The sequence below is a fragment of the Providencia sp. PROV156 genome (assembly GCF_028480905.1).
GTDB lineage: Bacteria > Pseudomonadota > Gammaproteobacteria > Enterobacterales > Enterobacteriaceae > Providencia > Providencia hangzhouensis.
The window spans coordinates 150,758-164,375 of record NZ_JAMPPE010000004.1; the positions used below are offsets into that span (position 1 = coordinate 150,758).

Genomic DNA, 13,618 nt, shown 5'->3' on the forward strand with positions numbered 1-13,618 from the left:
ATCTGTTTATTGCTAATAAGGTAAAAATATCCTTATCATCACACGTATACAGCAACAAAAATCAGATAAAAATAATGAGTTAATTATTTATGTCACAATAAAAAAGAGTTTATTATAAAATAATAAGTATTATTGTGTATGTCGAATAGTAAACACCCTACACTCATTAAATTTAAATTCTGTATAAACCGAAAATCCAGTTCTAATCACTAATAAATACCCATCACGGAATTAAAAGCTGATATTAAATTTTATTTACCAAAAAATGCGATTCCATCTTATTGTCCTTCTTGTCAATTTATGTAAATGTTAACAGTAAATTTAACTTAAGATAATACTCTCAATGAAAGTAAGTTGTTCCCTCTATTCCGTACTTTAAGCTCACCTTTAATTAACTTAGCAACGGATTTGTGGACTCATTAGTAAGGATGCTCCTATATGCATTTCATCGCTGGCACCGCCTTAATTCATTGAGTTAGATAACTACATGTATTGATTAATGAATTAGGCAAAAATATGCAGGAAAAAGTATTACCCACCGCGCATCGTCAAAGTGGCGGGCAAAACCGTTTCTTAAAATGGACTCTGTTCAGCGTATGTTTTATATCAGCACCATTATTAGCTGACCCCGTAAACCAAGCACTCTCTATCGATGCACGCGAGCAGCAACGCCAGCAAGAACGTGAGCGAATGTTACAACAGCAAAACAACCCGGTTGTGGATACGCGTATTCAACAGCCTGATTTGTCACTGCCCGATTACCCACAAAATGAACACCCCTGTTTTACCATTTCCACTATTCGCCTTGACGGTGAATCCGCTGCCGATTTTCAATGGGCGTTAAAGGCCGTTAACGATGCCAAAGGCCAATGTTTGGGTAGCCAAGGGATTTTGTTAGTCCTCAATAAAGTCCAAAATGCCATTTTAGAAAAAGGGTATGTGACCACCCGTGTGATGGCACAAGAGCAAGACTTGAACCAAGGTGAATTAGTCCTTACTCTTCAGCCGGGACGCATTAACGCCATCCGTTTTGATGAAGGTACTTCATGGCGTGGGCGCTTATGGAATGCCATTCCTGCTTCCTCCGGCGATATTCTGAATCTGCGTGATATTGAGCAAGGGCTGGAAAACTTTAAACGCGTGCCGAATGTCACTGCCGATATTCGTATCGAACCCGGCCCAATTGATGGCACCAGTGACTTAGTGGTCAGTTGGCAAGAAAAACGCCCTGTGCGATTAAGCTTGGGTTTGGATGATAGCGGTTCAAAAAGTACCGGGCGCTATTTAGGCTCTGCAACTCTCGCCATTGATGCGCCGTTTGCCCAAAACGATATGTTTTACGCGAATATCAGTAAAGATTTGTTTGATAAAGGCCCTTTCGGTAACCGCTCTTATACTCTGAACTACTTTATTCCCGTTGGCAATTGGGGCTTTGCCGCCAATTACAATGAATATAACTATCACCAAAATATTCCCAATGCTAACGAAGTGCTGCGTTATAGCGGCAAGAGCGATACCGCACAGTTTACCGTTTCACGGCTCCTGTTTCGCGATCAAACCCACAAAACCACCCTTAACCTGCGTACTTATCGAAAAACTGCCAGTAACGCGGTCAATGACATTGATATTGAGCAGCAACGCCGCCGTACTGCGGGGTGGGAGGTCGGTGTTAATCAGCGCAGCTTCTTAGACAATGCCACACTCGATGCCAACATCAACTGGCGTCGCGGCACTGGAGCCTATGGTGCACGCCGAGCCCCTGAAGAAGATACCCACAGCGGCAGTGCCCGCGTGGGAATATTCCTCGGGGACATCAGTTTCAATCAACCCTTCACGTTGGGCGAACAACCTTGGCGTTTGAATACCGCTTTACGCGGTCAATGGACGCAGCACGCCTTAACACCACAAGAACGCATGTCCATCGGTGGACGTTATACCGTCCGCGGTTTTGATGGAGAGCAAGTGTTGTCGGGTGAAAAAGGCCTGTTATGGCGCAACGAACTGGCATGGAATGCTTTCTCTCAAGGGCAAGAACTGTATTTAGCCGCTGACTACGGGCGTGTTGAAGGCCAGAGCACTAAATACCTCGTTGGACACCAACTTGCAGGTACCGCATTAGGGCTGCGCGGCTCAATTTCATCGCGTTTAAGCTACGACCTATTTGTCGGCGTGCCGTTATATAAGCCGAAAAAATTCGATACGTCAGGAGCTACGGCAGGCTTTAGCCTCAACCTTGAAATTTAATCGCATATTATTGATTTAATAGTCGATAGACATTTTCAGTTTTACCCGTGTCTGTACTGTTTTTAAAGGAATACCATCATGAACAAGCATTGTTATCGTTTAATTTTCAGCCGCACTCACGGGGAACTACGTGTTGTATCCGAGTTGGCCAAAAGCTGTAGCACCGAATCAGGCCAAACGCGTGGCTCAAATGGCGGTCGCCTGTGGGTAACGTTGCGCCGCACCTCGCTGCTGCTGTGGTTAGCCTTGTGGGGTGGTTCAGCCATGGCGAGCAGCATTATTGCCGATAACAATGCCCCTAAAAACCAGCGTCCGGATGTGATCAATACGCAAAATGGCATTCCACAAGTCAATATTGCGGCACCGAATGGTTCGGGCATTTCCCATAACCAATATAAACAATTCGATGTCGATAACCGGGGCGCCATTCTCAATAACTCGGCGGTCATGACCTCGACGCAAACCGCAGGGATGATCCAAGGCAACCCGAACCTTGACCCAAACAAAGCTCCTGCGCGCGTTATTCTGAATGAAGTCAACAGTAATAACCCTAGCCAAATTAAAGGCTTCCTCGAAGTGGCTGGCGGTAAAGCACAAGTGATTGTCGCCAACCCATCGGGAATTATTTGTAATGGCTGTGGCACCATCAATGCAGGCCGAATGACCCTCACCACAGGTAAACCGCAATTTAATCAAGATGGCAGCCTCGCGGGGTATCAAGTCGAGCGTGGTGTTATTCGTGTTGAAGGCGGTGGCTTGAATGCCGATAGCCGCCACGATACCCAATATGTGGATTTGCTCGCCCGCGCCGTTGAAATCAACTCCGGCGTGTGGGCGAAAGAAAAAATCGCGGTTGTCGCGGGTAAAAATAAGGTTGATACGCAAAATAAAGCTACTCCAATGGAGAGCCAATCTGCGCAACCTGAGTTTGCTATCGACATGGGGCAAATGGGCGGCATGTACAGCGGTTATATCCACATGGTAGGCACCGAAAAAGGCGTGGGCGTGCGTAACCAAGGCGGGCACATCCAAGCGGATAAAACCTTAACAGTCAGCAGCAACGGTAAGCTGATTTGGGGCAGTGCATCGCAGCAAGCCACCACCCAAGCCGGCAGTGATATTACCCTGACCGCTAAAGACGCCATCGACCACCAAGGTAAATTGCACAGCGGCGGCACCTTAAACATTGAAAGCCAAACAGGCTCAGTGAGCAATACCGACACACTAGCTGCGCTAAAAGATGTCAATATCAATGCGAAAGGCGATATCCGCAGCCAAGGCAACGTGCTCGCAGGCAGTGATAACAAAAGCAATATTATTAAAGATGCTAATATCACCTTAAACAGCGACGGTAAAATTAATACCCGAGGCACACTTTTAAGTAAACAAAACGTCACAGTAGCAGGCCAGTCACTGGATTTAAGCCAAACACAAGTCGCCGCCTCGACGTTGGCACTCACCGCCAAACAAGGGGATATCGCCCTCACCCAAGGCAAAATTGACGCCAACAACGTCAAACTCCACAGTGCGCGCGATATTCATGCCGAGCAAGTGCAAGTCAAAGCCGCGCAATGGAACGTCAGCGCTAACAACTTATTTAACCAGAAAGGCACATGGGTACAAACAGGGCAAAATGAGAGCCAATTTGCCCTCACTGGACAACTGAATAACCAAGGCGGTGCGATTGAAGCCAATCGCCTCAAGCTCAATGCCGACTCATTGAACAACCAAGCTGGCCGGCTGGTTGCGTTAAGCAAGAGCCAACAAGATTGGGAGGTGAAAAATAGCGTTAATAATCAGCAAGGTGAAATCGGGGCGAATGGTGATTTAAGCCTCACCGCAAACTCGATTGATAACCAATCGGGCACCATTAAAAGCCAAACTAAACTGGCCTTGAATGCCAAAGAGAAGATTAATAATCGCGCAGGTAACCTTGTTGCAGGGAATGCCGTCAACCTGCAAGCAGGCAAATCGCTGAACAACCAATCGGGGACGATTAACAGCCAGCAAGTCACTGTCACCACGGACAATCTCAATAATGCGTTGGGTAAACTGATCAGCCAAACCACGTTAGATATTGTTGCTCACCAACAAGTGAATAACGCCAACGGGTTTATCGGTTCGGGTGATAAATTAACCTTAACCGCTCAAGATGTGCTTAACAACCAACAAGGCACGCTGCAAAGTGATACTCAGCTCACGGTAGATGCACAACGTATTGATAACCAAAGCGGAAAAATTCTGTCCGGTGAGCAACTTGTTCTTAATGCAACGACTGACCTCGATAACCAAAGTGGAACGCTTTACAGCAAAGATATTACGCTGAATGCAAACAAGATTAATAACCAGCAAGGGCAAGTCGTTGGCGAAAATAGTGTTGATATCAAAGCAAAAAATGCCTTAGATAACACCAAAGGTAAAGTGATTGCCAATGAGTCGTTAACCGCGTCTATCGGTCAGCAACTCGCCAACCAAGCAGGTTTACTGCAAAGCGGCAATCAAGCAAGCATCACTGCCAAAGCACTGGATAACCGTGACGGGCAAGTGCTATCAGGTAAAGCCCTTGATATCACAACCAGCGCGCAAATTGATAATGCCAAAGGCGAAATCAGCAGCCAGAACGTCAATATCCACACCGCTCACTTGGATAACCAAACGGGGAAAGTGATTGCGACCCAAAATCTCGACCTCATCAGCCAAGGCGATGTGAATAATCAGTCTGGGTTATTGGAAGCAGGCAATCAATTAACCCTCAATACCCAAGGGGATATCAACAACCAAAAAGGCACACTGCAAGCAGGAAAACAGACGGACCTCAACGCAGAGAATATTGATAACACCCAAGGCCAGTTGTTATCGGGCAACCAACTCGTCGTAAACACGCAAAATGACCTCAATAATAATCAAGGAAAAGTCAGCGCGGGTAAAACATTGCAGTGGCAAGGTAATCATTTCAATAATACCGCGGGCTTGCTGCAAAGTGGTGGCACATTAGCGTTAACCGGTAACCAACTGAGTAATCAGCAAAAAGGCCAAATCCTCAGCCAAGATGCACTATCGTTCACCCTCAGTGGCGATTTTAATAACCAAAGCGGTATTCTGACCAGCCAAGGCGATACCGCGATTAGCGCTAACCTTGTCAACAATGCCCAAGGCGCGATTAATGCCCTTGGTCGTTTGAATGTTCAGGTTGCACAGTTGATTGATAACCGAGATGGGCGCATTTTCAGCCAGCAAGCGCAAGCACTCAACGCACACAATATTCTCAACCAACAGGGTTGGATGGGTAGCTTAGATTCATGGCAGGCCACGACTCAGTCATTGAATAACCAAAACGGTGAAATTCAAAGCCAGAAAAATGTCGAACTCACGACAAACGCACTGGAAAACCAGCAAGGCACATTGCAAGCCGGTGGCTCTGCATCACTGTTGGTTGCCAACGAAATCAATAACACCCAAGGTAAAATCAGTGCCAGCCAAGGCCTCACGGCCACAGGGCAATTCGTCAAGAACCAGAAGGGACAATTACTCTCTGGCGGCACATTGCAGCTTAGCGCGTCGGATGTCGACAACTCACAAGGTGGCTTACTGTATAGCCAAAAACAACTGTTGCTATCTATTGAAAATGCGCTGAATAACGCCCACGGCAAACTGCAAAGCGGCGAAAACCTCACGCTGACAAGTAAATCGTTAGACAATACGTCTGGCAAAATCGAAAGCCAGCAAGCCCTAAATATCACAAGCACAGAGCGGATTGATAACACATCAGGGGCAATCCTCAGCAATCAGAACCAACAACTGGAAACCAAAACCTTTAAAAACCAACAAGGGACGGTGAGCAGCCTCGGCGAGTTTGCCATGAATGCAACAGAGCTTGATAACACCCAAGGCACCCTCATTAGCCAACGCGCGGGCACCTACAACATCGCGCAGCTCAATAACACACAAGGGAAGATTCACAGCGGTGATACCTTAACGTTAACGGCTACCGATATCCAAAACCAACAAGGGCAACTGGTTTCCACCAACGCACTGAAACTGATTGCACTCACGTTAGATAATCGACACAACGGTATTTTAAGCAGTCAAGGTCGCCTCAGTCTGTTACTCAATGCCTTAGATAACCGCGAAAATGGACTGGTTCACGGCAGTAAAGAAACCACCCTAACCGTCAAAAATATCGAAAATACCCAAGGACGACTGCAAAGCAATGAAAACTTGACGTTTTCAGGGGTGAATACCCTCAATAACCAATCCGGTCAGGTGTTAGCCAATGGCGATATTGCACTGAATACGGATGCAGCGTCCACCCCGGCTCAGCTTACCCTCTCAAACCAACAAGGTACCCTGCAAAGTGGTTCGGCGCTCGCCATCAATACCCAGTCTATTAACAATCAAGGCGGGACAATCAAAAGCCAGAAGGCGCTTTCACTGACCGCAGCACAGGACTACACGCACCGCGCAGGCGATACGCTGACCAGTAACCAATCGGTCACCCTGAAGATCGCAGGTACATTAACCAACCTCACTGACTGGTTATTACCGGGTGATTTCACCCTGTCGAGCCTACACTTCACCAACCAAGGCTCACTGGTCAGTAAAAACCTCGCTATCTCCACCGGTAAATTGGATAACCTGAATCGGTTAGAAGCCGATAAGATGACGCTCAACGTCGACGCGTTAAATAATAGTGCGACATTGATGGGCGATGAGATCCGCGTTAAAGCTAAAACCATTGATAATCAGGGGAAAAAAGCTGTCATTGCGGCAGCAAAACACATTGACCTGCAAACAGAAAAAAACCTCACCAACCGCGACCAAGCACTGATTTACAGTGGTGATACCCTTGCTCTCACCAGCAAAGATTTGATTGAAAATAACGCCAGCTTTATTGAAGCGGAAGGTGCGGTTTCCATCACGGCGCGTCAGCTCAATAATTTACGTGAAGGGTTAGATATTCAGCGAGAGGCCGAAGTCGAAAATTATAAAAAACACCTATATAACTTCTACTGGCGTTCATTTGAAACGCAGGCCCATAAAAACCCCAGTGCGATGGCACCAACCACGCAGCAGTTGACCTTTCAAAACGATCAGGCCGCGTTGGATAACAAGTATGGCACTATCTTAGACATCGATGCCAAAAATAAACGCGCTCAAATGAAGGTGAAACAGCAGGATGGTCAAGTCACCACCCTGTGGGTCAATTATTTGGCGCTCACCCCCAATAGCGATGGCAGTTATGCCATGACTTTCTATGAGTCGCGCGGGGTACCGGGACGTATCAAAACCCCACCAACCCCTTACCATGGTGCGGTATGGCGCGTGCACAACCAATATCGCTATGAAGTGTGGGATCCGAATCAACACATTGATGTGGCGACCGCAACCGGTATTGATGATTTTAGTTGGATACGCGAACGTTCGGTAACAGGCTCTGTCACCCGTGACAAACTGATCGCTGAAGGCATTGGCGCGCGCATTTTGTCGGGCGGCAATATGACGCTCAATATCACGGATTTACTCAAAAATGATGCTAGCACCATCACCTCAACGGGTGATTTGGATATCAAAGGCAAAGGACGCATTGAAAATACTGGCTATTCCGTGAATGAGCGCCGTAAAGAGTTCTATGTTGACCATTATGATGTCAGTAAAAGCCATTGGTACCCTGAATCGAGCAGTGACAAAACCACCGCACTCGCGACCATCGATGGCATTATTTCCGGTAATGGCAATGTCTCCATTACCAGTGCCAATCTCACCAATACCACCGTCAATGCCGCGCAAATCACCGCGCTAGAAGCGGCAATGAATGCCGCTAAAGCCGAACGTGCCGAATGGGAACGTAACCCACTGGCGTTTGATATTGACGGCGTGAATAAACAAGACCTCAATACCGCAATTACTGAGCAGGGGAAATCTGAACTCAATCAAGCAGATGGCACTTCGCCAATCGACCGCCCTCTGCTTCCTGCTGAACTGGCTTTAACCGAAAAACAGCATATTGGTGATGTGGCAACCTCAATCCCAGATAATGGCTTATTCCGTCCGAACTTAACCCCAGACAGCCCATTCTTAGTGGTCACCGACCCGCGCTTTACCGACAGAAATAAGTTTATCAGTAGCGACTACCTACTTGAGCGGGTTGGCTACTCCCCTGCCGATGTGCATAAGCGTTTAGGGGATGGTTTCTATGAACAACGTCTCGTCCGCGAGCAGGTGCTGAAACTTACTGGTCGCCCTTCTCTGCGTGAAGAAGATGCCATGGCACAGTATCAATACCTGATGAATAATGGTGTTAAAGTCGCGGAAGAGTTCAACTTGCGTCCCGGTGTTGCTTTGACCCCGGCACAAATCGCTGCCCTGCAACAGGACATCGTGTGGCTAGTCAGCGAGACCATCAACACCCCACAAGGCCCACAAACGGTCTGGGTTCCGAAAGTCTATTTAGCTAACACGACACTTAGCCTGACACAGCAAGGGGCGATGATCAGCGGTAAGACACTGAACTTATCCGCTGACAGCATCGATAATGCAGGGAACTTATTAGCTGAAAAAGGCCTTGAGGTCGATGCGAAACAATTTATGCACCGTGATGGGGATATCAAAGCGGATACTATCAATATCCAAGCCGATAGCCTCACGTTAAGCACCAACTTACAAGATGCACTGCGTCAAGCGACAATGAGCGCCACCGATATCACCTTAAGTGGGCATGACGTTCAACTGCAAGGCGCGAAACTGGATGCAACAGGCGATATCAAGCTCAATGCACGTGACAATTTATCCATTACCGCAGTGAAAAGCACCCATACCGGCAGTATTGATGTGATTGCGGGGGCAATGGGTGAACGCGGTAATGAAGGCATGGATGCGACTGGTAGCCTCGCGCATATCAGCGGCGAATGGCAACTCGCACAAAGCAGTGAACTCAGCGCTGGTGGCAATCTCAGCCTCAATGCCGGAAAAGATGTCACCGTCAAAGGCAGCCAAGCACAAGCTGGCGGCACATTAGATGTCAACGCGGGTGGCGATATCAATATCCTATCGGATAAAACCACCAATAAAAGCCAACTCGATGCACAAGGCAACGGTTCTTCCGTCAGCAACACCCGTGAAGAAGACCGTTTGGTGCTCAGTACGCTCAGTGGCGACAAAGGCGTTTCATTGAACGCAGGTAACAACTTGGTGGCAGAAGGCGCCCAAGTCGATAGCCAAGCAGGTAAAATCAGCGTCTCAGCGCAAGATGTGACTATCACGGCAGCAACTCAAGACACCCACGCGCTAGACCAAGAGCAAACGCGCAATGGCAGCAGCAAAGGCTCCCGAGTCGATGAAACCTCATCCCATGAGGTGGTCGGCAGCACCTTCAGCGGGCAAAACGGCATCGAAATCACGGCGCGTGATAAAGACATCACCGTCACGGGTAGCACCATCCACAGTGAAAAAGGCGAAATCACCCTTGATGCAAAACAGAATGTGACACTCAATACCGCCACGGAAGAAAATAAAAAAACTGTTGAAGAGCAGCGTAGCAGTAAAGGCTTCTTAAGCGCCAGCAGTGAGCACACCATCCAAAACGATGAAACCACGCGAGAAAAAGGCAGCTTGCTCAGTGGCGAAAAAGTCACCATTACCGCAGGGAACGACCTGACCGTTAAAGGCTCTTCCGTGGTTGCAGAGAATGATGTCAGCTTAACCGCTGGCAACAATGTCGATATCACCGCCGCCACGGAAACCGACTCGCATTATTTCCTCGAAGAGAAGAAAAAAAGTGGCCTCATGAGCAGCGGTGGCATTGGCTTTAGTGTGGGTAAACAATCCTCCCGCCATGAAGTGGATGAAAAAGGCACCACCCAAAGCCAAAGTGTCAGTACCATTGGCAGCACACAAGGCAATGTCAACATCACAGCTGGAAATAAACTGCATGTGGGTGGGGCTGACCTAGTTGCCCAAAAAGACTTAAATCTCACAGGCGACAGCGTCCAAATCGACCCGGGCTATGATGCGCGTACTCGCACTGAGACATTTGAAACCAAGCAAAGTGGGTTTGGTATTTCGCTCTCTGGCAGTGCAGGCAGCGCCCTCAATACCGCCGTCAGCACCGCACAGCAAGCTCGCAAAGAAAGTGACGGTCGTTTAAGTGCCCTGCAAAATACCAAAGCGGTATTATCCGGTGTTCAAGCGCAGCAAGCTTATGAGTTGGATGGGCTGAAAACCGATGCGGCAAATGCACACAACCTTGCCAACAACCTCAAACCGGGCGATGAAGGTTATCAAAAAGGCGCGACCAATACGGTTGGCGTCAGCGTGTCTTATGGCAGCCAATCGTCGAAAAGCGAAACGCATACCGACAGTCGCCAGTCGCAAGGCAGCACCTTAAATGCAGGGCAGAACCTGTCGATTACCTCAACGGGTAAAAATAAAGACAGCAACCCAGAAAGCGGCAATATCACGGTCGTCGGCAGTGAGCTCAAAGCGGGCAAAGACTTGTCACTGTCTGCGACGCAAGATATCAACCTTGTTTCTGCCCAAAACACGGAGCAGACCACCAGTAAAAACAGCAGCAAAGGCAGCAGTGTCGGGGTTGGTGTGGGCGTGGGAGCAGGCGGCTACGGGGTCAATGTCTCTGCCTCCATCAACCAAGGCAAAGGCCATGAAAAAGGTAATGGCCTTACCCACACCGAAACCACACTGGATGCAGGCAATAAGCTCACCTTAAACAGTGGGCAAGATACCACCCTCAAAGGAGCACAAGTCAGTGGTGAACAAGTCACGGTCAATGTCGGTCGTGACCTCACCTTGCAAAGCCAGCAAGACAGCGACCGCTATGACGCCAAACAGCAAGAGAGCAGTGTCGGTGGCGGTTACACGGTAGGTGGCACGCCAAACATCAACATCAGTGCCAGCAAAGACAAGATACACAGTAACTACGACAGTGTGAAAGAACAAACCGGTATTTTTGCAGGCAAAGGCGGCTTTGATGTCAACGTCAAAGAGCACACTCAGCTTGATGGCGCGGTGATTGCCTCAACGGCGGACAAAGACAAAAACCGCCTTGATACCGGTACGCTGGGCTGGAAAGATATCGATAACAAAGCCGACTTTACCGCCGAGCACACGGGCGGCTCGATTGGCACCGGTGGCCCAATTGGTAGCCAACTGGTGACCAATGCTGCGGGCGGGTTACTCTCTAACGCCAATAACAGCGGTCATGCCGAAGGCACCACCAAATCTGCCGTCAGTGAAGGCACTGTCATTGTGCGTAATGAGGACAAACAAAAACAGGATGTGAGCGAGCTCAACCGTGATACGGAACATGCCAATGACGGTAGCATCAACCCGATATTCGATAAAGAGAAAGAACAAAACCGCTTAAAACAATCCCAGTTGATTGGTGAAATCGGTAATCAGACCATGGATATCATCCGCACTGAAGGGGAGATAGCCGGCCTGAAAGCACAAAAAGACCCTGATGAGCTTGCCATCGCCAAAAAACAACTGGAAGCAGCGGGTAAAACACCCACCGAGCAAGCCATTAAAGAGCAAGCCTACAACAACGCCATGGCACAATATGGCACGGGCAGCGACTTCCAAAAAGCCGCCCAAGCCGTCACTGGCTTGCTACAAGGCCTAGCAGGTGATAATTTAGCAGGTGCATTGGCTAATTCCTCTTCACCGTACTTAGCGACCAAGATTAAAGAGCTTACAACTGACCCTGCTACTGGTGAAGTTAACAAAGCAACCAATGCCATGGCGCACGCAGTATTGGGTGCCGTGGTCGCTGAGCTAAATAACCAATCTGCCGTTGCTGGTGGATTAGGTGCCGGTGGCGGTGAGCTATCAGCTCATGTTATCTTAAACACCCTCTTCCCGGGCAAGAAGGTTTCAGACTTAACCGAAAGTGAGAAACAGCAAGTCAGTGCATTGAGCCAATTGGCAGCAGGATTAGCGGGTGGTCTTACTACGGGTGATGTGGCGGGTGCAATTACTGGCTCGCAAGCAGCGAAGAATGCGGTTGAGAATAACTCAATGGCACTTGGTGGAAACCTTGGGTTCTTATTTGCTGATATCCCAGATTGTGATGCGAGCTGTAAAGCAGACATAACTAAAGGCATTAATAATGGTAATTTAGTTGTGTCTGGAGCATCGATGGGCGTCGTTGCAGCTGGCTACTCATTAGTTATAGCACCAGAAATGATAGCAACTGTTCGAGCTGCTTTAACAGGCTGTAAAGCAGCACCTGTAATATGCTTAAATGAAGTGGGTATATTTACAGCAGAGGTAGTAACACCGGGAGGAACTGGTGCCGGCGGTGCATTGATTATTGGTAAAACAGCACAAGAAGTCTCGACAGTTAAACAAGTAATACAGTCAGAAGCCAAGGCTGGTAAGATTAACTTGAATCAGTTGACGAGTGCGGAGTCAACAGTAATAAACTCAGGTAAAGATATCCTTAAATTACCTAATGGAAAACAAGGGACAGTCATACAGAATGCATTAGAACCTCATGAATACCAGCAAGCATTAGATATTGTTAAATATAAGGGCGGTAATTTTAAAGGAGTTGAAAAAGAAAATTTCCAAGGAATAGATGGATGGCTAGATGGTGTTCCGGTCCAATTAAAATTAGTAGAAGGGCAGAGCATCAACGCTGTTAGGCGCAATATTGTGAGTGGTGCCAAAGATATGCAAAAAGCTGGCTATCAAGGGGATCTATATGTGGATGCATCTAAAACAGGTGTAAGCATGAAAGAAATGATTGACCACTTTAAATCTGGCTCTCCAGTTAGCAATATCACAAAAGAAGGCACGGTAAATAATATTTACATTAAAACCCAAGATGGCTGGCTTAATGTTACAAGTGGCTCAATTAGTACCAATGGAGGAAAATAATGTCTAACGAAATTTTATTTCCAATTAAAAAGCTTCCTCAATTTGAAGATATCCTCAATAGTATCGTCGATGGGTTTAATGACTTTTCTTTGTCTACACAACAATTAACTATAGGTATATCAGCTAAAAAAGGACTAAATTTACTTGATAAGTTTATCTATATACACGACCACCAATATGATTATTTTTGTTGGATAAGTTTTAACTTTATTGAAGAAAATCTACGTGATATAGATGATATGGAGTACCCATACATGGTAAGTGTCTCCACAAGAGGTGAGAGCAACTTAAAGTTTTCAGTTTTAATTTTGTATATAATATCTAGCTCATTGAATTCAAGAGTAATTTATGATGATGCTTATTTAATCCAAGCTAAAGAGCCTTATCCATCTTCTGAATTAAAACTATTTGTTGAGCGTTACATTCAAGATCTTTACTCTATTAATTAATGAGACGATCCCAGTTATCTGCTGGGATC

General features: G+C 47.3%; 3 protein-coding genes. All 3 read left to right on the top strand.

Annotation, left to right across the window (positions count from 1 at the left end; genetic code table 11):
* Window positions 1-516: 516 nt before the first annotated feature.
* Window positions 517-2,244 (top strand): ShlB/FhaC/HecB family hemolysin secretion/activation protein, encoded by a 1,728-nt coding sequence (locus PSF31_RS04275; RefSeq protein WP_096863360.1) that lies wholly within the window; start codon window positions 517-519, stop codon window positions 2,242-2,244.
* Between the two features lie 78 nt (window positions 2,245-2,322).
* Window positions 2,323-13,140 carry a hemagglutinin repeat-containing protein gene (locus PSF31_RS04280; RefSeq protein WP_164561161.1) on the top strand — a complete coding sequence of 3,606 codons (10,818 nt, stop codon included), beginning with the start codon at window positions 2,323-2,325 and terminating at the stop codon, window positions 13,138-13,140.
* Entirely contained in the window at window positions 13,140-13,589 is a 450-nt protein-coding gene (locus tag PSF31_RS04285; RefSeq protein WP_096863358.1) for a hypothetical protein, read from the top strand. The genes PSF31_RS04280 and PSF31_RS04285 overlap by 1 nt, the downstream gene beginning before the upstream one ends.
* The last annotated feature ends 29 nt before the right edge of the window (window positions 13,590-13,618 follow it).

Bases quoted from the DNA above. Each gene is read 5' to 3' on its own strand.
- PSF31_RS04275 (WP_096863360.1), top strand. From the start codon at position 517: ATGCAGGAAAAAGTATTACCCACCGCGCATCGTCAAAGTGGCGGGCAA.
- PSF31_RS04280 (WP_164561161.1), top strand. From the start codon at position 2,323: ATGAACAAGCATTGTTATCGTTTAATTTTCAGCCGCACTCACGGGGAA.
- PSF31_RS04285 (WP_096863358.1), top strand. From the start codon at position 13,140: ATGTCTAACGAAATTTTATTTCCAATTAAAAAGCTTCCTCAATTTGAA.